Origin of the sequence: Cohnella thermotolerans DSM 17683, assembly GCF_000429825.1 — a bacterium.
Taxonomy (GTDB): domain Bacteria; phylum Bacillota; class Bacilli; order Paenibacillales; family Paenibacillaceae; genus Cohnella; species Cohnella thermotolerans.
Map to the genome: position 1 here is coordinate 65793 of NZ_AUCP01000023.1, position 20805 is coordinate 86597.

Annotated in this window: 15 protein-coding genes, 1 pseudogene, 1 riboswitch and 1 other annotated feature; of the genes and pseudogenes, 1 reads left to right on the forward strand and 15 read right to left on the reverse strand. The window is 63.5% G+C overall.

Going from position 1 to position 20805, the window contains the following annotated elements; genetic code table 11:
- From zapA to G485_RS0105050, 12 genes and pseudogenes are all read right to left on the reverse strand, one after another.
- Positions 1-2100, reverse strand: a complete 2100-nt coding sequence (gene zapA / locus G485_RS30785; RefSeq protein WP_051318034.1) for a cell division protein ZapA — start codon at positions 2098-2100, stop codon at positions 1-3.
- A 143-nt stretch (positions 2101-2243) separates the two neighbouring features.
- Positions 2244-4700: a phenylalanine--tRNA ligase subunit beta gene (gene pheT, locus G485_RS0105000; RefSeq protein WP_027091647.1), complete on the reverse strand. Its 2457-nt coding sequence runs from the start codon at positions 4698-4700 to the stop codon at positions 2244-2246.
- Between the two features lie 21 nt (positions 4701-4721).
- On the reverse strand, positions 4722-5756 hold the full coding sequence (gene pheS, locus G485_RS0105005; protein WP_027091648.1) for a phenylalanine--tRNA ligase subunit alpha: 1035 nt from the start codon (positions 5754-5756) through the stop codon (positions 4722-4724).
- Between the two features lie 48 nt (positions 5757-5804).
- Positions 5805-6067 (reverse strand) — a binding site (T-box leader).
- A 77-nt stretch (positions 6068-6144) separates the two neighbouring features.
- The gene (gene thiO, locus G485_RS0105010) at positions 6145-7284 is read right to left on the reverse strand and encodes a glycine oxidase ThiO (protein ID WP_027091649.1); all 1140 of its coding nucleotides are present in this window, start codon (positions 7282-7284) and stop codon (positions 6145-6147) included.
- A gap of 173 nt (positions 7285-7457) precedes the next feature.
- Positions 7458-8246, reverse strand: a pseudogene (locus G485_RS25140) (thiazole synthase); the annotation flags it as partial.
- An 8-nt stretch (positions 8247-8254) separates the two neighbouring features.
- Positions 8255-9124, reverse strand: a complete 870-nt coding sequence (thiE, locus tag G485_RS0105020; protein WP_035154788.1) for a thiamine phosphate synthase — start codon at positions 9122-9124, stop codon at positions 8255-8257.
- A complete protein-coding gene (locus G485_RS28225) occupies positions 9102-10409 on the reverse strand; it encodes a ThiF family adenylyltransferase (protein ID WP_084423115.1) in 1308 nt (435 codons plus the stop codon). Before G485_RS28225 ends, thiE begins: the two co-directional genes overlap by 23 nt.
- Positions 10402-12165, reverse strand: coding sequence for a phosphomethylpyrimidine synthase ThiC (gene thiC, locus G485_RS0105030; RefSeq protein WP_027091651.1), 1764 nt, complete (start codon positions 12163-12165; stop codon positions 10402-10404). Before thiC ends, G485_RS28225 begins: the two co-directional genes overlap by 8 nt.
- A gap of 459 nt (positions 12166-12624) precedes the next feature.
- Positions 12625-12731: riboswitch (TPP riboswitch) on the reverse strand.
- Positions 12732-13206: 475 nt separating this feature from the next.
- On the reverse strand, positions 13207-13827 hold the full coding sequence (locus G485_RS0105035) for a YcnI family copper-binding membrane protein (RefSeq protein WP_027091652.1): 621 nt from the start codon (positions 13825-13827) through the stop codon (positions 13207-13209).
- Positions 13828-13954: 127 nt separating this feature from the next.
- Positions 13955-14650, reverse strand: coding sequence for a response regulator (locus G485_RS0105040; protein WP_027091653.1), 696 nt, complete (start codon positions 14648-14650; stop codon positions 13955-13957).
- Positions 14647-15495 carry a sensor histidine kinase gene (locus tag G485_RS0105045; protein WP_027091654.1) on the reverse strand — a complete coding sequence of 283 codons (849 nt, stop codon included), beginning with the start codon at positions 15493-15495 and terminating at the stop codon, positions 14647-14649. Before G485_RS0105045 ends, G485_RS0105040 begins: the two co-directional genes overlap by 4 nt.
- Before the next feature lie 45 nt (positions 15496-15540).
- On the reverse strand, positions 15541-17220 hold the full coding sequence (locus tag G485_RS0105050; protein ID WP_051318035.1) for a copper resistance CopC/CopD family protein: 1680 nt from the start codon (positions 17218-17220) through the stop codon (positions 15541-15543).
- 624 nt (positions 17221-17844) lie between these two features.
- On the opposite strand from G485_RS0105050, the gene G485_RS0105055 reads away from it, so the two are divergent.
- Entirely contained in the window at positions 17845-18165 is a 321-nt protein-coding gene (locus G485_RS0105055; RefSeq protein WP_027091656.1) for a hypothetical protein, read from the forward strand.
- Here the strand turns inward: G485_RS0105055 and G485_RS28230 are convergent.
- The 3 genes from G485_RS28230 to G485_RS0105070 all read right to left on the reverse strand — a co-directional run bounded on the left by G485_RS28230 (position 18162) and on the right by G485_RS0105070 (position 20467).
- Positions 18162-18743, reverse strand: a complete 582-nt coding sequence (locus G485_RS28230; protein WP_027091657.1) for a TetR/AcrR family transcriptional regulator — start codon at positions 18741-18743, stop codon at positions 18162-18164. The genes G485_RS0105055 and G485_RS28230 overlap by 4 nt on opposite strands.
- Positions 18740-19357 carry a hypothetical protein gene (locus G485_RS25155; protein WP_156922123.1) on the reverse strand — a complete coding sequence of 206 codons (618 nt, stop codon included), beginning with the start codon at positions 19355-19357 and terminating at the stop codon, positions 18740-18742. The genes G485_RS28230 and G485_RS25155 overlap by 4 nt, the downstream gene beginning before the upstream one ends.
- Positions 19358-19498: 141 nt before the next feature.
- Positions 19499-20467, reverse strand: a complete 969-nt coding sequence (locus G485_RS0105070) for an aldolase catalytic domain-containing protein (RefSeq protein ID WP_027091658.1) — start codon at positions 20465-20467, stop codon at positions 19499-19501.
- Between the last annotated feature and the right edge of the window lie 338 nt (positions 20468-20805).

Genomic DNA, 20805 nt, shown 5'->3' on the forward strand with positions numbered 1-20805 from the left:
TCAAGTCTCTTCCTCGAGCATATCGATCCATTCGTTGTATTCGTTCTGCAGCTTGGCGTATTCCTCCTGCAGCGCCTCGAGCTCCCGGCGCACGGAGAGCAGCTCCGTCTCGAGCCGATCCGCTCGTTCCGCCTGCTCGGCCGCCTCGCGCTCCGCGCCTTCGCTCCGATCGGCCAGCTCGGCTTGCAGCGCCTCCAGCTTCGCGCCGTAATCCGCCTGGAGCCGCTCCAGCCTGTCGGCGTACTCCGCTTGCAGGCGCTCCAGCTCCGCGGAGCGCTCGGCTTCGAGCGCCTCCATCGCGGCCGCTTGCGCCCTCGCCGCCTCCAGCTCGCGCTCGGCGAGCTCCGCCGCTTCCTTCCGGCGCTCGAACTCGCGCTGGAGCTCCGCCAAGCGGCTCTCCAGCTCCGCCGTGCGGGCCGCCGCTTCGCGCGCCAGCTTCTCCTGCGTCTCCGCGCGTTCGCTCAGCCGCCGCATCGCCTCGTTCGCGGTCCGCTCCTGATCCGCAAGCTCGTCCAGCAGCTGCGCCAGCTCGTCGCGTTCCCGCTCCGCCTTCTCCCGGGCGGCCGCTTCCGTTTTCGCGCGCTCGGCGGCCTGAGCCTCCAGCGCCTGCCGTGCCCGCTCCCGCTCCTCCGCGACCTTGCGCGCCTCGTCGGCGGCCCGGAGCGCCTCTTGGGCGGCGAGCGCCAGCTTCGCGTTCTCTTCCTCGAGCTCCTGCGCGGCGAGCCGCAGCCTCTTCTCCTGCGCCATCCATTCGGAGCGCTCCTCCGCCAACCGGGCTTGCGCGGCTTCGAGCGCCTCCAGCTCCGCCTGGTGGGACGCCTTCAACGATCGCACGAAAGCGTCGTGCTCCGCTTGCAGCGCTTCAAGCAGCTCCTCGTGCTCCGACCGCAACGCTTCCAGCTTGGCGTTCTTCTCCGTTTGAAGCCGCTCCAACTGGGCAGCGTGCTTCGAACGGATCGCCTCCAGCTCGGCCGCGTGCTTCGAACGGATCGCCTCCAGCTCGGCTGCGTGCGCCTCTTCGCGCTTCTCGATGCCCGAGGCGTATTCCGACCGCTCGGTCTCCAGCTCGGCCAACAGATCCGCTTGCACTTGCGCAAACTCGGCCTGCATACGCTCCAATTCGGACGCATGCTCCGACCGGACGTTCTCCAGCTCGGCCGCATGCGCCTTGCCGAGCCTCGCGAGCTCTTCCGCATGCTCGATCCGCATGCTCTCGATTTCCGCCGCGTGCTCCGAGCGCGTCTTCTCGAGCAGCGCCGAATATTCGGACAGCAGCGCCTCCGAGCGGGACGACAGAATCGTCCGTTCCTCATCCAGCTTCTGCTCGTATTCCGCAGCCAGATCCGCCAGCTTTTTCTCATAGGTAGAAATGCAGGCTTCGATCTCCTCGGCGTGCGAAGTTTTCAGCATTTGCAGGAAACCCTCATGCTCCGCTTGAAGCGCCCCGACTTCCTTCTCGTGAGCGGCCTTCAGCTCCTCGGCCTCGCTTGCTCTTCTCGCCTCCGAAGCGGCCAGCGCCGTCTTCGCCGTCTCCAGCTTGGACCGGGCGCTCGCCAGCTCCGCCTCGGCGGACGACAGCTTGCCCCCGAGCTCCGAAGACAACGCGGCAAGCTTCGCTTCGCTCTCCGTCCGCAGCCTCGCTTCCCGCTCCTCGGATGTCCGGCGAAGCTCGTCCGAACGCTGCTCGAAATCCTCCCGAAGCGCGGCGATCTGCGCCTCGTAATCGGTCATAAGGCTCTCGAGCTGCTCGTCGTGCTTCCGGTTCGCTTCGTCCCGTTCGAGCTCCGCCTGCTGCCGGACCGTCTCCAGCGTCGCGCGGACGGACTCCAGCTCCTCGGCCAGCCGCAGCCGCTCCGCCTCCTCGTTCAGCAGCCGCTCGTTCTCCCGCCGCAGGCGGAGCAGCTCGTCCGCCATGTTCACCGACGCCAGGACGCCCAGCTTGGACAAGTCCAGCCGCGGGGAGCCGCTCGCGATTTTATGCATCTGTTCGTTCACCATGGAGGCGACGCGCTTCATGTGGTCCGCGCTGGAATGTCCCGTCAACGTATATTGCGTGCCGTATATGTCAACCGTTACGCGTGTCCGATCGTCAGCATTCACGGTTCGTACCTCCCCTAATCCCCAAGAAAAATCGCAGCGAATCCACCGCGCGCAAGCGACTTGCGGCCCCGATCCGTCCCGTAGCCGAAAATGCCGATAACTTGCGTCATGATGTATTCGCTGCGCGTCGGGCCGTTTCCTGCTTACTTCCGCAGCTCGGCCCCGAAAGATTGTTCCAATTTTTCCAGCACCCGGTCGTGCGCCGCCGTCACTTCCTCGTCCGTCAGCGTCCGTTCCGCATTGCGGTAGACGAGCGCCAGCGCGACGCTCTTCTTGTCCGCGCCCAGGCGTTCGCCGGTGTAGACGTCGAACACGCGGGCCGATTCCAGCAGCTCTCCCGCCGCCTCACGGATCGCCGCGACGAGAGCCGCCGCTTCCACGCCGCGGTCGACGACGACGGCGATGTCGCGCTCGGCCGCCGGGTAGCGCGGAAGCGCGCGGTAAACGATCGAAGCGTCGGCGTACTCGTAAAGCTGCGGAAGCGAAATTTCCGCCGCGTAGGTGTCGCCGAGATCGAATTCGCGCTGCAGGTCGGGATGAAGCTGCCCGACGTACCCGATCGTCTCCGTTCCGTTCTCCGTATCGAGCTTCAGCGCGGCCGTGCGGCCCGGATGGAAATGCTCCGGCTGCGCCGCTTCATAAGCGATTCTGCCGCTGACGCCCAGCCGCTCGAACACGGCGTCCAGAATGCCTTTGGCATCGTAGAAATCGGCTTTCTCCGCCGCGCGGTTCCAGGCGGAAGCCGTCCGGTTGCCGTGCAGAACGAACGCCAGCCGGGGAATTTCCCGGGGAAGGCCGGTCAGCGCCGCCTCCTTCGAATGGTAGACGTTCGCAATCTCGAACAGAGCGACGTCGCCCGTCTTGCGGGACCGGTTGTAGGCGACCGCCTCCAGCAGGCTGGGCAGCAGCGCCGTGCGCAGCACGCTGCGCTCCTCGCTCATCGGCATCGCGAGCGGAATCGGCTTGTGTCCCTCCGTCTCGCCGTTCAGATCGGGGAACAGGCGGACGCTTCCGGTCGAGGTGACGCTGTAGCTGATCGCCTCGCTCAGGCCGCTGCCCGCCAGCAGGCTGCGCAGCTCGCGGCGGATCGCCTGCGGCTTCGTCAGGAAGCCGGTCGTCGTCGGCCCCTCGATCGGCGTCGTCGGAATTTCGTCGTAGCCGTGCAGCCTGGCTACTTCCTCGATCAGGTCGACGTCCCGCACGATGTCTCCCCGCCGCGTCGGCACCGTGACCTCCCAGACGCCTTCCGCCGTGCCGACGGCCTCGAAGCCGAGCCGCGACCAGATCGTTTTCACTTCCAGCGACGACAGGGACGTCCCCAGAAAACGGTTGATGCGCTCCAGCGCGATCGATACGACCGCCAGCTTCGCCTCGGAGACGACCTCTTCGACGATGCCTTCGGCAACCGTTCCGCCGGCGTACTTGCCCATCAGTCCCGCGGCGCGATCGAGCGCGTCGCGGACGCGGCCCGGATCGACTTCCTTCTCGAACCGCGACGAAGCTTCGGAGCGCAGGCCGAGCTGGCGCGACGTGCGGCGAATCGTGCCGCCGTCGAAGCGCGCGGACTCGAGCACGATGTCGACGGTGTCGTTCGTCACCTCGGAGTTGAGCCCGCCCATGACGCCGGCCAGCCCGATCGGCTTCTCGGCGTCGGCGATGAGCAGCATGTGCGGCTCCAGCTTGCGCTCCTGGCCGTCCAGCGTCACCAGCGTCTCGCCTTCGCGGGCGAGACGGACTTCGATTCGTCCACCGGCGATCTTCGCCGCGTCGAATGCGTGCAAAGGCTGGCCGTATTCGAGCATAACGTAGTTCGTAATGTCGACAACGTTGCTGATCGGGCGGATGCCCGCGGCGATGAGCCGGTTCTGCATCCACAGTGGGGACGGGCCGATCTTCACGCCTTTAATGTAGCGGACCGAGTAGTGGGAGCACAGCTCCTTGTCGCGAATGGACACCCGGATATGGTCCGCCGTCTTGTCCTCGGAGGCGTACAGCTCCTTGGCCGGCTCCGGCAGACGGAGCGGCCGGCCCGTCAGCGCCGACGCCTCGTAGGCGACGCCGATCATGCTCAGGCAATCGGAGCGGTTCGGCGTCAGGTCGAGCTCGAGCACGGAGTCGTCCAGCGCGAGCACGTCCAGAATGTCGCGGCCGATCTCGGTGTCCGGCGGCAAAATATAAAGCCCTTCCTGCTGCTCCTTCGGCAGCAGCTTGTCGTTGATGCCGAGCTCGCGCGCCGAGCAGAGCATCCCCTGCGATTCGACGCCGCGCAGCTTCGCGCGCTTGATCTGCACGCCGCCCGGCAGCTTCGCGCCGACGAGGGCGACGGGCACCTTCAATCCCGCGGCCACGTTCGGGGCGCCGCAGACGATCTGCAGCTCCTCGCCCGTGCCGGCGTCGACCGTGCACACGCTCAGCTTGTCGGCGTCGGGATGCTTCTCGCGCGTTTTGACGAGGCCGACGACGACCCGGCTGACGCCCAGGTTGCGGGACGGCACCGAGTCGATCTCGATGCCCCCGCGCGTCATGAGCGCGGCCAACTGCGCAGGCTCGATGCCGCTCAGATCGATGTATTCGTTCAACCAACGGTAAGATACGTTCATGGGATCAGGTCCGCTCCTTTCCTACATTCGGGCGAATTGCCCGAGGAACCGAAGATCGTTGTTGTAAAAATGACGGATGTCGTCAATCTCATACTTGAGCAGCGCGATCCGCTCGACGCCCATGCCGAAGGCGAAGCCGGACACTTCCTTCGGATCGTAGCCGCCGTATTCGAGCACCCGCGGGTGAACCATGCCGCAGCCGAGAATCTCGATCCAGCCGGTATGCTTGCACATCCGGCAGCCGTGCCCGCCGCATTGCGCGCAGGTGACGTCCACTTCGGCGCTCGGCTCGGTGAACGGGAAGAAGCTCGGCCGCAGCCGGATTTGCGTCTGCGGACCGTACAGCGCCTGCACGAACTGAAGCAGCGTTCCCTTCAGGTCGCTCATCCGGATGTTCGGGCCGACGACGAGCCCTTCGATCTGATGGAACATGAACGAATGCGTCGCGTCGTCGTCGTCGCGGCGGTACACTTTGCCCGGGCAGATGACCTTGAGCGGCGTCTTGCCGCCCGCGGCGCGCATCGTCCGCACCTGCACCGGGGACGTATGCGTGCGCAGCAGAATGTCTTCGGTCAGGTAGAACGAATCCTGCATGTCGCGGGCCGGGTGGTTTTTCGGCAGATTCAGCGCCTCGAAGTTGTAGAAGTCGGTCTCCACCTCGGGCCCTTCCGCGATCGAGTAGCCCATGCCGAGGAAAATATCCTCGATCTCCTGCGTCACCTTCGTCAGCGGATGGATCGTGCCGGCGGTCGGCCGTTTGCCCGGCAGCGTGACGTCGATCGTCTCCTCCTGCAGGCGGCGGGCCGTCTCGGCGCGGTCGAACGCTTCCTGCTTCTCCGCGATGACGGCCTCGATGGCCGCGCGAACTTCGTTCGCCACCTGTCCGATGACCGGGCGCTCCTCCGCGCTCAAGCTCCCCATTCCCCGGAGCACTTCGGTCAATTGCCCTTTTTTGCCGAGATACTGAACCCGAAGTTCGTTCAACTGCCCAGGGTCGGTTGCGCCCTGAAGCCGTTCCAGCGCCTCGCGCCGGAGTTCTTCCAATCGTTCTTTCATGACGCGTCTCTCCTTATCCGGAAAAATAAAAAGGCCCTTCTCCCTCCGAAAAGGGACGATAGGACCGTGGTACCACCCTTGTTGAAACGTCCGTCCGCCTCCAAAAGCTTGGCGACGCCGGACATTCCCGCTTCTAGCGCGGCGTAACGGGCCGCTGCCGTTGCCCTCTACTTCCGGCGCCCGGGGCGCGGGTTCAAAGGAAAGCTCCGGAGTGAATTTCGGCAGCCTGGTTTCCTAGGAACGCTTCCAGTCTCCGGCGTTCCCTCCCTGCGAGGAAGGCGCTGCGTACTTGTCTCCATCTACGCTTTTGTCAAATCTATTATTGCTTATTATAGGGGAATGCATGCCCGCAATCAAGTCGGCTCGGGGAAAATGGGTCTTGCCACGCTCATCTCTGCCCCGCCTTCGCCCGAGCGAAGCGGTCGGGCGCGAAAGGCGCGCGGCGGACGTCCAAGCTGCCGCCTCCCGCGCTTAGCCATCCGCCGACGATCGCCGCCGTCACCGGGCTGAGCAAAATGCCGTTGCGATAATGCCCCGTCGCCAGGAAAAGGCGGGGCATCTCCGGCAGCGGCCCGAGCAGCGGCCAGCCGTCGAGCGTCGCCGGGCGCAGCCCCGCCCAGCGGCGTTCCGGCGCCGCGCCGTTCAGCGACGGGAACATCTTCCCGCTCCAGCGGACGAGCCGTCCGATGCCCGCTTCGGTGACGCTGCAATCGAACCCCGACACGTCCTCGGAAGCGCCGCAGACGAGGCTGCCGTCCGCCTTGCGGACCCAATACGCCTGCGAGGAAAAGACCATGTGGCGAACTTCAGCCGGCGGCTTCTCATACGCGCAAATTTGCCCCCGGATCGGATGCACGGGAACGGGCAGCCCCAGCAACCCTTCGTGCCGCCCGCTCCAGGCGCCGGTGCACCAGACGGCCAGATCGGCGGCGTATGCGCCCGCCGCTTCCGTCTCCACGCGCACGCCCGTCTGTCCCTCGGCGGCCGTCCGCAGCACTTCGCCGGAATACGGCACCAGACGAACGCCGATATGCCGGCAAGCGAGCTCCAGCGCCGCCACCAGCTTGGGCGCGTGCACGTGGCTCTCCTCCGGGCAATATAGCGCCGCGATCGCCTGCCCGGATAAGCTTGGCTCCAGCTCGCGCAAAGCGGCGCCGTCCACCCGCTCGACGGCGCCGAACGCTTGCTGCCAGCCCTGGCGCGTCTGAAGCGGCAGCAGATCAGCTTCGTGCAGCGCCACCTGCAGACTGCCGGTCTGCAGCCAATCGACGCGCCGGCCCGATGCGGCTTCCACCCGGCGCACCCACTCCGGATACAGGCGCAGACTTTCCAGGCAGAGGCGGAAAAACGGGTCGGGACCTTCCCCGTTCTCCGAGAACGGCGCGAGCATTCCCGCCGCCGCTCCCGAAGCCTGGCCGCCGAACTCGCCCCGCTCCAGCACCGTGACGCTAAGCCCGCGCGACGCCGCTTCGAAGGCGCACGAGAGCCCGACGATCCCGCCGCCGACGATCAGCACCGTCGGCTTCATCGCGACCGTCCCCCCGCGTGCGCCGCGAATCCTTCTCCGCCGCCGGGGCCGGCCGCCGGACGATGCGCAGCCCCGCCTTTTGCATCCGCATCATCCGCCGCTTTCTCTCCCCGCGCTCCCGCTTCGAACGGCCCCCCGCTTGCCGGAACCCCGAACAGCCGGCCTTCCGGCTCGCTGCTCGCCGTGGCGTACCGCTTGCGCGGAATGCGGCCCGCCAGCCTGGACAGCCGGCCCGCTTCCAGCGCCAGCCGCATCGCGCGCGCCATCGCGACCGGATCCTGCGCCTTGGCGACCGGCGTATTCGCCAGAATGCCGTCGGCGCCGAGCTCCATCGCCTGTGCCGCGTCCGCCGCCGAGCCGAGGCCCGCGTCGACGATGACCGGCACGCTCGCTTCCTCGGCGATCAGACCGAGATGATACGGGTTCAGGATGCCCAGTCCCGTGCCGATCGGAGAGCCGCCCGGCATGACCGCCGCCGCTCCGGCTTCCTCCAGCCTTTTGCACAGAATCGGATCGTCCGAGACGTAAGGCAGCACGACGAAGCCTTCGTTCGCCAGCCGTTCCGTCGCCCGCAGCGTCTCGACCGGGTCGGGGAGCAGCGTATAAGGATGGGCGCTGATCTCCACCTTGACCCAATGGCCCAGCCCGGCTCCTCTCGCCAGCCGCGCGATTCGCACCGCTTCGTCCGCGTTGCCCGCTCCCGACGTATTGGGCAAATAAATCAGGTCCTTCCGCTCCGTCAAATGGCGGAGAATGGAATCGTCTTCCACCTCCTCCAGATTGACGCGCCGGACGGCGAACGTGACAACCTGCGCTCCGGACGCTTCCAGCGCCTGAAGCATGACCGCCGGACTCGGGTATCGTCCCGTTCCGAGAAAAAATCGCGAACGCAGCTTCGTTCCTCCGATCGTCAGCACGTCCGTACTATTGCGATCCGCTGCGATTTCATTGAGTGTGTTCATGCCGCCGATCAGCCCCCTCCCACAAAATGGACGAATTCGATCCGGTCGCCCTCGCCGACGGGCGTGGACGTCCAGTCGGCCCGGGGCACCACTTCCCCGTTGCGCTCCGCCACGACCAGCTTCTCGCCGAACCGGAAAGACGCGGCCAGCTCCTGCAGCGTGTCGGCGTCGGTCGTCTCGGCGCGGCCGTTTACGACGACGGTTTTGGCCAAGCGCCCCCCGCCGGTCCGGGGAAGCGGCGCGCTAAGCTGCGCGCGCTCGATCAGCGCACGCAGCTCGCGGCAGACGGCCGCCGGATCGGGACTGCCGACGACGGCCGACACCGCGCACAGCCGCCGCGCCCCGGCGGCCAGCACCTCCTCCGCGTTGCCGGGATGAATGCCGCCGATCGCGAAGAACGGAATGCGGATCTCCTCCGCAGCCTCCGCCACGTAACCGGTCCCGACCGCCGGCCGGCCCGGCTTCGTTCCGGTCGGATAGACCGGCCCGACCCCGATGTAGTCGGCACCGGCCCGCTCCGCCGCTCTGGCCTGGCCGATCGAGTGGGTCGAGATGCCGATCAGCCGGTCCGGACCGACCAGCGCCCGCGCCGCTTCGATCGGCAAATCCTCCTGCCCGAGATGGACGCCGTCGGCTTCCGCGGCCAGGGCGATCTCGGGATGGTCGTTGACGATAAAAAGCGCGCCGAGACGCCTCGTCAGCTCCCGCAAAGCGCGGGCCTTCTCCAGCAGCTCCGGCCCGGCGGCGTCCTTGTCCCTGAGCTGGACGATATCCGCGCCGCCGCGGATCGCCGCTTCCATAACTTCCAGGAGGTCGCGGCCTTTGTGATAATTTTCGCCCGTAATGACGTACAGCTTACAATCGTTCAAGCTCCGCATCAGCTTCCCCTCCGTTGTCCGACTTCCGTTCCGGCTGTGCCGCCACATACATCCGGCACAGCCGGACCGCCCGCTCGGGATCGCTCGTTCCCTGAACGAGAACGCGGCCGTCCTCGAACAGGACGAGCCGCTCCCCCTCCGGCGACACCGCCCGAACGAGGTACGGGTTCCTCGCCGTGACGACGCATCCCCGCGCCAGCAGCCTTGTCTCGCTCTCCTCCAGCGACAGCGCCCGGCCGGTCGTCACCTGGATCGAATCCCTTCCGCACAGCACGGTCGCCTCCGGCTCGCCCGCATGGGAGTTCCCCGGAGCGTCCGCATCCCTTTGAGCCGGCCGAGGCGGCCGCTCTTCCGCTGCGGCCCCCGCGCCGCCCGCTTCGCGCGGCACGGCCGGATTTTCCGTTCCGCCGGCAGCCCTAAGCTTATCTCCGTCGACGGCTGCTCGTTTCCCGCCTACGAGGGCGGCTGCCGGTCCATCCCTTCCGCCGGCAGCAAACGGCTTATCCCAACCGCTCAGCTTCCGCACACCGCCCCCGCAAAACGGGCAATTCGCCCGTCCCTCCGGCAGCGTCCATTCCCGGAGCCGGAAATGCCAGACGTCCGCCGTCAGCCACGTCCGACGAAGGGCCGAGCGGTTGCCGCTCAGCCATTTCAAAGCCTCGGCCGCCTGCAGTGCCGCCGCCAGCTCCACGGCCGGATAAATAACGCCGGCCGTATCGCACGTTTGCTCCGGCTCGGCGGCTTCATCCCCGCCGATCAGGCAGCGAAGGCAAGCCGTCTCGCCCGGCACCAGGGCGGCGCTCATCGCCTCGGAGCCGGTGACGCCTCCGTACAGCAGCGGCACCCCCCGGGCGAAGCAGGCGTCGCTCAGCGCAACTCGCGTGCGGACGTTGTCCGTTCCGTCGAGGACGAGTTGAACGCCGTTCAGCAGCGCCCCCACGGTGTTCGCATTCACTTCCGTCACGAACGGCTCCGCCCGAACGGCGCCGTTGATGCGCCGCAGCTTGGCCGCGGCGGCGACGGCCTTCGGTTGGGCGGCTCGGGCGTCTTCCTCGTCGAACAGCGACTGCCGCTGCAAATTGCTCGGTTCCACATAATCGCGGTCGGCCAGCCTGACGATCCCGACCCCCGCCCGCGTCATCTGCTGGGCGAGCGACGAGCCCAGCGCCCCGACGCCGACGATCAGCACGGCGGAGTCTCGCAGGCGAAGCTGTCCTTCGATGCCGATCGGAGCGAAACGGATTTGGCGGGAATACCGCTCCTCCATCTCCGCCGGCTCAAGCATAGATGTTGCTCCCCGCAGCTTTGAACGCGTCAGCCTTCTCCTTCAGACCGGCGTCGATCGCTTCCGACGCGTCCAGCCCGCGTTCCGCCGCATATTCGCGAATGTCCTGGGTAATGCGCATGCTGCAAAATTTCGGCCCGCACATCGAGCAGAAATGCGCCGTTTTCGCCCCTTCGGCCGGCAGCGTCTCGTCGTGGTACGCCATCGCCCGCTCCGGATCGAGCGACAGGTGGAACTGGTCCCGCCACCGGAATTCGAAGCGCGCTTTGGACAGCGCGTCGTCCCGCACCCGGGCGTTCGGATGCCCTTTGGCCAGGTCGGCTGCGTGCGCCGCGATCTTGTACGCGATGACGCCTTCCTTCACATCTTCCCGGTTCGGCAAGCCGAGATGCTCCTTCGGAGTCACGTAGCAAAGCATCGCCGTCCCGAACCAACCGATCATCGCCGCGCCGATCGCGCTCGTCAGATGATCGTACCCCGGCGCGATATCCGTCGTCAGCGGGCCGAGCGTATAGAACGGGGCTTCCTTGCAAACTTCCATCTGCCGGTCCACGTTTTCCTTAATCAAATGCATCGGAACGTGACCCGGACCTTCGATCATCACCTGCACGTCGTGCTTCCAGGCGATGTCCGTCAGTTCGCCCAGCGTCTCCAGCTCCGCAAACTGCGCTTCGTCGTTGGCGTCGGCGATTGAACCCGGCCGAAGGCCGTCCCCAAGCGAGAACGTTACGTCGTATGCTTTCATAATTTCACAAATCTCTTCAAAATGCGTATAGAGGAAATTCTCCTTGTGGTGAGCAAGACACCAGGCAGCCATAATCGAGCCGCCCCTGGAGACGATCCCCGTCACCCGCCGCGCAGTCAGCGGAATGTACCGCAGCAAGACGCCGGCGTGGATCGTAAAATAGTCGACGCCCTGCTCCGCCTGCTCGATCAGCGTATCGCGGAACACCTCCCAGCTCAGGTCCTCCGCTTTGCCGCCGACCTTTTCCAGCGCCTGGTAGATCGGAACCGTGCCGACGGGCACGGGCGAATTGCGGATGATCCACTCCCGCGTCGTATGGATGTTTTTGCCCGTGGACAAATCCATGATCGTGTCGGCTCCCCAGCGGGTCGCCCACGTCATCTTCTCCACTTCCTCCTCGATGGAGGAGGCGACGGCCGAGTTGCCGATATTGGCGTTGATTTTCACGTGAAAATGACGGCCGATAATCATCGGTTCGCTCTCCGGGTGATTGACGTTGGCCGGCAGCACCGCGCGCCCGGCTGCGATCTCCTGCCGCACGAACTCCGGACTCATCCCCTCGCGGATCGCGACGAACTCCATCTCGGGCGTCACGATTCCTTTCCGCGCATAATGCATCTGCGTCACGTTGCGCCCGGCCGACGCGCGCCGAGGACGGCGAAGCAGGCCGGGGAACTTCTCCGCTCCTTTGCGGTCTGCGGTTTCCTCTGTCGCGAAGCCGTTGTCCTCCGGCTTGACCGTTCTTCCCTCGTACGTCTCCGTGTCCTCCCGCGCGGCAATCCAGCTCTCCCGCAGGGCGGGCAACCCCCGGCGAATATCCGCCTCGTACGTCTCGTCCGTGTACGGGCCGCTGGAATCGTAAACGCGCACGGGCTCGTTCGGCGTCTCGCTCCCGTCGCGGCTTCGGCTAGGTTCCAGCGCAATCTCGCGCACCGGCACGCGAATGTCGGGACTGGAGCCGACAATGTACGTTTTGCGGCTGCCCGGCAACGAATTCGTTAAAATCGGCATCAAAAAACCTCCTAAAGGTCGGATTGGGAATCCCCCTAGGAGGCCGCAGATCGTTGCACAGGAACGGACGGACGGCGAAAATCGGACAGGTGCCATGGCATTCGTCGGTACGGGAACCGAACTCACCTCTTCGGGCCCATTCGGTGCCTCAGCTTGAGGCCGATCGGCCAAGAGCGCCGTTCCATGCGGGGCGACGGCCTTGCGGCCGAACACCCTTCGCTTCGTGTACCGGGTGTGCTGCGAATTGCTGTCTGTTTGCCGCTTTCCGAATTAGCGGCATCGCTGCCGCAACATCAGAAAAGCCGCCCCGGAAGGAGCGGCTGAAATGTGTCGTTATACAGGCAGGCCGACCGCCGCGTGATCGCTGCGAGACCGGGTTGGCAAACGGCCTAGGCCGCAAAAGACTGCGTGCCGCGTTCCGCCAACTTCCCGCAACGTATCCCCGAGCGTTGCCTTATGTACGCACATTGTCCACTTTCCTACGCTGGCATGACCCAGATCAGGTTCGAAGGGACCAAGGCGAAGCCGCCTTATCTCAGCCCATGCGGGCGCCCCTAGTGGAATTCCTAATCCACACTGTACACACGTCTGAAGAATCTGTCAACCTCTCACCCCGCAGGCGCAGCCATAAAATTCGTTTCCGCCGCCTCCTCCCACTATCCCTTCGCTTCAGACTAGAGTGGCCATCTACCATAATTTTCCTTACTCTCGTTCCCCCTGTCTGTTTAGCACCCCGTTCCACTATCCCCTTGCTTCAGGCCAAACAAAATAATTCCATTTTAATATAATTTTGTAAAATTTATAATATCCAACACCCAGGATAATGGGACGACATCGCGGAACACGACAAGGACGGCTCTGATCCGATGGGATAGTGGGATGACTTCGCCATTTGCTGCAGGAACAGTTCTGAGTCGAGGGGATAGTGGGACGGCTGTGCTAAACGCTCCAGCAGGTTCTGAACCGAGGGGATAGTGGGACGGTTGCGAAAAAAAAGTCCCCCCGGCGGGAGGACTCTGCGCGCAAAGCGCCGTTCAACCGTTACGCTTTGCGCCGGCGAAACAGGGCGATGAGAAGCGCAAGCGCGCCCAGACCGACGCCCGCGATCGATAGGCTTAGGGTCAGCGTGTCGCGGCCCTCGGAAGCATCGTCGGCGGAAGCGGACGCTCCTCCGCCATGGCCGTGATCGTCCCCATCGGCCACTTTGGCGGTTACGGCCGTTACCGAAGCCGGCGTGTCGGCGTCGGCGGCGCCCGTCCAATCGACTACGCTGCCGTCGGAATACGTCTGGTGCGCTTTCCAGACCAACTCCTTGGCGTCGTCCGCCACTTTGCCCTGGAAGTTGAACTGACCGAATTCCGTCGCGCCCAGACCTTCTCCCGTCGCTTTCCAGGTGAAGGACGTAATTTTTCCGTCCGCGTTTTTCTCCGTCTCGTACGTCCAGCCGGCTTTCGGCTCGAAGCGAGTGACGTCGACACCGTCCGGAACTTCCACTTTCACTTGCGTCGTAGCCGCTTCCTTCTCGGACGGCACCCGCAGCGTGAACACTTGATAGGAGCCCGCCGGAACCGAACCCGGCTGCACCGTGACGTGGGCGCTGGCGACACCTGCAAAGCCCAACGCCAAAAATAAAGCAAGCAATACGGCAACGCTCTTCTTCACGAAAACATCCAACCTTCCTGAATCATCTAAGGATGTTCCCAGTATAAGCGGAGCGTCGTGCGCGCCGCATGACTACAAAGGGCTAGTCTGCGGCCGATTCCGTGACAAATTTGGGAAAACGCAAACGCTACTTGGGATCGACCAAGCCCCGCTCGTAGGCGTAGCGGGTAAGCTGGACGCGATTGGCCAGATGCAGCTTTTGCAAAATGTTTTTCAAATGGTTTTTGACCGTATGCTCGGACAATCCGAACTCCGCCGCGATGTCCCGGTTCGTCCGGCCCCGCGCCACTTCCTGGAGAATCTCCTTCTCGCGGGGCGTCAAGCCTTCGCGGAAGTCGTCGCCGGCCGGCCGACTGCCGGAGAGGCCGTGCGGGGCTCTCTCGCCCTGCCCGGAACGTCCGGCAAATTCCCGCAAGATAGACAGCGCCAAATCCGGGTTGAGCGGCGCTTCGTCATACGCGATCGCCCGCAAATATTCGCGCCAGGCGGACGGATTCAGGTTTTTCAGCAAATAGCCTTGCGCGCCCTTCTTGAGCGCTTCGAACAGATGCGCAGGGTCGTCGGACACGGTTACCATGACGATCTTGACCTCGGGATAACGGGCTTTGATCGCTTTGGCCGCCTCCAAGCCGCTCATGCCGGGCATGGAAATGTCCATCAGCACAAGCTCGGGTGACGCCTTGTCCATCCATTCGAGCGCCTCTTCGCCGCTCGCCGCCTCCGCCACGACGACGAAGTCATCGCCTTCGGAGACGATCTCCCTCATTCCTTGCCGGGCATGCTTGTGATCGTCGACGAGCATGACCCGAAACGGCTGCGTCACGCGTTTCGCCCCCCTTCCTTAACCAGCTCGACTACGGTCCGACCGTCCCGCCGCTCCGCCGCGAACGACCAGCCCATCCGCTTCGCCCGATCCCGGACCATCCGCAAGCCGAAGCGGCCCCGAATCTCGAACGGGTCCCCGTCGAAACCGACGCCGTCGTCCTCGACAGCGCAGCGGAATCCGCCCTGCGGGGTCGCCTCGCCGACGACGGTCACTTCCCGCGCCTTGGCATGCTTGCGCACGTTGATCAGCGCTTCCCGGAGGCAGGCATGCAGCTCGACCTTTTCCTTGTTCGTCAGGCTGTCGTCCGGGATGCTCCAGCGGAACTCCGCCTTCGCTTCGATGATGTCCGCCGTCTCGCCGAGCAGCTCCCGGAGCGGCACGACCCAGGCCGCCTCCGCCGCGGACGGTGGCAGCCGCAAATTGGCGATCGCCTGCCGGACGTCGTCGTTCACGTCGCGCACCGTCTCCCGCAGCTCCCCGGACAGCCGGCGCACCGCCTCCTCCGTCGCCGCGCGGTCGAGCTGATCCAGCTTGACCGCGAGCAAAAACAGCGACTGGGCGATGCCGTCGTGCAGTTCGCGGGCGAGCCGCTCCCGCTCCTCCAGCGCCGCGTTCGTCGACTTCTCCCGCTGCAAATCGCTCTGCGATTGTTCCAGCCGGCGGAACAGCCCGAGCACCAGCGTCAGCGTGACGGCCAGCACGATGAAAGGAGCGAGGAAATTGCCCAGCTCCATGCTCAAGTAGGGCAGCAGAAACGCATGGCGGATATATTCCCACAAGCCGATCGTCAGCGTCGGCGTCAGCAAAATGAGCCATTTGATCTTCTGGTCGTTCCTGCGCATGGGCGGTTCATCCTCCGTCTGCGGTGTGAAGCCGGCGTCGCCTCGTCAATAAATCCGGAACGTCGTCGATTTGACGATCTCGTTGTCCTGCGAATCCGTCACGCGGATTTGCGCCTCCCAATTGCCCGCGAACGGCAAGTACGGACCGTCCGCCTTGTAGGCCGCTTTGACGTAGCCGGGGAAATCGTCCAGTTCGCTGTCCTGGTATGACTCAAGCGGAACCTCGATATACCCGACGTCCTTGCGGTCCAGCGGCTGCAGGCGAAGCACCGTGCTCTTCGGCTGTCCCGCCTTCTCGGGAAGCCACACTTTAAGCGTAAACGCGTTGTTCCCCGGCGCGTTGGGCGAAATGCGCAGCGTCACATGCATGTCGGTGCCCATCTGGTGATAATGCAGAGGTTCGTTCGCCGGCAGCGGGTTCTGGTAGGTGAGAATGCCCACCACGAAGACGATCGCCGCAAGCAACCCCCCGTCAACCCAAAGCATTCCGCCCTGCGGCAAATTTCCTTTGCGCAGGCGCAGCCGGATGAAGAATGCGGCCGCGACGACGAGCAGGGACAAGGCGATTTTGGCGATAAGCCATTTTCCCCAAGCGGTGTAGAACAAATAGTCGAGCGACGGCAAGAAGACCAGCACGCTCAAAATGCCCGTCGCCCAGAGCAAGAGGAACGAGACGAGCGCCCATCGGGAAAAGCGCATCGCGAACCGTCCCGCTTCGGGACGCTCTTTGCGCCAGACGAGGAGGAGCAGCACGAGCCCGCCTCCCCAGACCGAAGCCGCGGCCAAATGGACGAAATCGAGCGCGACCGTATAGGCGATCGGGTCGAACGCCGCCGCATGCCCGCTCCACGCCTCCACGAACAGGGCGACCGCCGTCCAGAACAGACGCGCCGGCGCGCCAAGCCCTTTCAGCAGCGGCGCGGCGATCGCCAGCAAAAGCCCGGCCGCGTAAAGCTTGCCGACCGTCGTCCGGGTCAGAATGCGCCCCCATTCCGACAACGGCTCCCCCTGCGCCAAATTGTTGAGGCTCAGGACGACGTAAACGAGCGTCGCGCACAACGCGAACTTGCCCATGAAGCCGACGGCCGCTTCCCGGGCATCGCGCACGGCCGGGGCGGCGCCTTTTTGCAGGCTCCAGACGAGCAAGCCGGCGAGCACGAGCAAGCCCGCATAGTAGACGATGCGGGATGCGTAAAGCAGGAACGACGACGTCGTCAAGTCGTTCGCGCCCCCGTGCTGGTGGCCGTCATGGCCGATCTGCGCGTGCGGATCGAGGCTGCTCGAATCGGGGAGCTGCGGCGGATTGCCGACGGTGAAAACGTAGGCGCCCGATACGGGATGGCCGTCCGCCGAAATGACGTCATAGGTGACGGTATAATAGTCTTCCTTGAGGGCGGGCAGCGCGAGCCGGAGGCCTTTGCCCTGCTCGATCCGCTCCGCTGCCGCGTTCGTGACCGGGCGGGAAGAGCTGTCCAGCACCCGCAATTTGTTTTCCGAAGAAGAGTCGAGTCGCTCATTGAATAAAACTTCCACGTAAGGCGGACTCTCCGCCAGCTTGGCGTCCTGTGCGGGCGTCGTTTTCTCGAGAACGGCGTGAGCGTCGGCCGATCCCGGAAACCATCCGGCCGCAAGCGACAAAACGGCGAGCAAAATCAAGCAGCAACGAACGAGCGGGCTCCGGAACGGCCTGCGGTTGCGAAGGGTAACGGGTCGGGACGGCAACATCAAATGAAAACCTCCTTGGGCTTGCAATCGAAAAAAAAAACGGCCGAAATCCGCTTACGCGGTCGGATGGCGGCCCCGATCGGAATCGGCGGCCGATTTCGCTCCTCCCATCGTAACCCGAACGAACGGCCCGTTCAACTGCGTTGGTGCCGCACGTGTCCCGATCGTTTTTTCCGGAGCGCAGACCTTGCTAACCTTTTCCAATATCCGGCCACCAATCTCCGTCCTCGAACGGCAATCCTCGCGCGTCGGTCCAGACGTAAGCCCACCCGCCGACTTGCGGGTCGTCCGCGTCGGACAGCCATATGCGCTCGTAATCGTTCCTTTCTTCGATGCCGTAAAACTCCTCGTATCGGTCCGCGACAGTCAGCCCTTCCCGGCCGTGAGGGCCCTATCAGATAAGGACGAATGAGCGCATGCTGCTCGAATTCCGGCAGCAAGGAACCGTAAATAAACAGCTTCACTTTAAGCCTCCCGTACCCGTTTGCATTTCAAAAATCGGACTATATTTTTGGGGGAGGAACAGGAACGGCGCCGATTTCAGTTTGCAAACCGCTCCCGGTTCCGGCTACAATCTTCTCATGCGGCAAGTGCGCGAAATGGATCAACGGGAGATGAGGAGACATGGAGAGTTTTGAATTGGCGGCCTTGAAAATCGCGCAGGAAGAGGAGAATTGGGCGTTGTCGTTTGAGCGCGCCAAGCTCATGGTCATTCACGAATACGGAACGTTGTCCTGGTTCATCGACGTTGACGGGGTCGCCGACGAACGGTTGCTCAAGCGCTTCGCCGCCACCGAGGACATTTCCATCTCCGTCGAAGCCGTCACGATCGGCGGACGCCGGTTGAGAGGCAGCGCCTATTTTCACCCTAATACGATTCACAGCGCCGCCGCGATACGCGGAATCGGCGAACTGCAAGGCTACGGGCAGAGCTTGCCTCGCTAACCGGTCCGGATACCGTCGAAAAAAACGTCGAATTGAGCCGCCATCTGCTCCTCCAAAGACGCTTGGCACTGTTCGAGCGCCCAGAACATCAGCACGCCGTAGTAGCACTGTACCGCGAGTCTGGCTATTTTATCCGCAGACATATCGTTGCGGATTTCGCCTCTCTCCTGCCCGATGGCAATAATCGATGCAACGTAATTCAAAAACTCCTCGCTTCTTGCGAATTGGGCCGTGCCGACCCGTTGGCTTCCGTAGATGCCTTGCAGGACGGCGCGGGTCAGCGGCGGCGTCATCGGAAAATGGCGCGCGTACGCCTGCAAACTCTCGTGAAGCTGGGGCAAAATCGGACCCGGAACGCCCCGTTTGCTCTCAATCTCCCGCATTAGAATGAAACCTTGCAATTCCAGAATTAAATCTTCCTTGGACGTAAAATAATTGAAAAACGTCCCTTTGGCCACATCCGCCAGATCCGTAATTTGCTGCACCGTCGTCGCTTCGTACCCTTGCCGCTCGAACAGCCCGATGGCCGCCTCGATAATGCGGGCCCGGGTTTGTTTCTTCTTCGCTTCCCTGTTCATGTCCGGTCCCCTCCTTGGCCTTCCTTTAGGAGCAGACCGTTAATATAGCGAACCAAGCCCTCCAACTCCAGCAGTTGAAGCGACTCCAGCACGGCGCGGGCGGCGTCGTCTCCGACGAGGGACTCCTGAATGGCTACGGCTTCCGCGAACAAATAAGGATTCCAGTCACCTTGCGCCGCCATCGCGCTCAAAGCCGAAGCCAGACGGATATCCATCCCTTTGTCCGACCAGTCCGTCCCGCCAAGCAGCCGGGAGGCGCGCGCCTGCAGTCCGGGGTACGACGGATGAGCGCCGACTCGCCTGAACCAATATTTCGCGTTCGCGTAGTCTCCTTCCCGCCGGTGCACGATGGCGTGGACGAGATTGCAGGTCGGATAATGTTCGAAAAGTTGGACAATTTCGTGCGCGGCTTCAAGACTATCGTTCCACAAGTGCAGCGCGGCGGCCAGCGCATGAACATCCTGGCGCCTATCGGGCGCCGTGCCGGAAGGAATTTGCGCAATCTCCCGGTCGAGGCCCGGATGCCAAACAGAACCCGGCGTTAACGCCGGCGCTCCCCTGCCCTTCAACGCGGCGGTTATACGATCGATCGCATTCGAGTCCAAACGGTTCACGCTCCCTTCGGACGGCTGCAAGCCGGTCCGTAGTCTTTTTATCTTCCAAGATAGCCCATCCCGCGTTTTTTGTCGAGAGATCGGAACAAAAAGAAAACGGCCCTCCGCAGAGAGCCGTCCATGTCGTGTCAAGCTTTAGGTTCAAGCTTTCGGGAACGTTTCGGGCGTCGTCATCTTATCGTAAAAATTCAGGTACTCGTCGCGCTCCGGAGACGCGCGCCATGCCATGGCCGATCGAGGATGCTCGTCCAGCACGCCCGTAATCATGTAAGGAATCAGGTAGCCCCATTCCTCGCGCCGGCGCAAATCCACCATGTGGCGCTCGATCATGCCGAGCAGAGGGCGCAAATTGTAATCGGATTTGGACAGCTTGGCCAACAGCAGCTCCGTATGGCAGTTGCCGGCCGCCCGGCCCATTCCGTAGACGGAAGCGTCCAGCAGCTCAACGCCCATCTCGGCCGCCGTCAGCGTGTTCGCCAGGGCAAGCTGCATATTATTATGCGTATGAACGCCAAGGCGCTTGTTTTTGAGGCCGCGCCGGAATTTTTCCACCAGGTAGCGAATGTCGTCCGGATCGAGGCTTCCGTAGGAATCGACGATGTAGACGACGTCGATCGGGCTATCGCTGATCATCTGCAGCGCTTCGGTCAGCTCGTTGTCCATCACGTTGGACAAAGCCATAATGTTGATGGTCGTCTCGTAGCCGCGCTCGTGGAACAGCGTAGCGAGCTCGATCGCTTTGGCCGTATCCCGCACGTAGCAGGCGACGCGGATCAGGTCGAGCAGCGATTCGCTGCGCGGAAGAATGTCGTTCTCGTCCACGCGGCCGACGTCGACAAGCGCGGACAGCTTCGTTCTTCTTTTCTCCGGGATGACCTTGCGCAGGAAATCGTCGTCGAGAAAACGCCACGGTCCGGCGTTCTCGGAGCCTTTGAGGAGGCGGGGGGAGTTTTTATAGCCGATCTCCATGTATTCGACACCAGCTTCGTCCAGCGAGTTGTACAAATCCCGGACAAATTCGACGCTGAAATCCCAATTGTTGACAAGCCCTCCGTCGCGAACCGTGCAGTCCACGATTTTGCAATGGCTCGTTTTGCTGTGAACGGTCATTTCGCTTAACTCCTTTGCCTCTAATTCGTGCCCATCTTGGAGGAACATGGTATTAAGTTTATAACGAAAACCTGCGGTTTAACAAGTGATTCGGACAATTTGCCGGTCTATCCCTTCGGTTCAGGGGGGCGGCCTGTCCATCAACATATCGTTATTTTCGACCTCATCCCACTATCCCCTCGATTCAGGCTTCTCGCTCGGCGCGTCTCTCTCTTTTACTGACTCGTCCCATTATCCCCTCGATTCAGGGCCTCCCCCCGGCGGGTGTCTCGTTTCCCCTGACCCCTCCCATTATCCCTTTCGATCAGTCTGGTGTCTTCATTCGCCTCGTCTGCCAC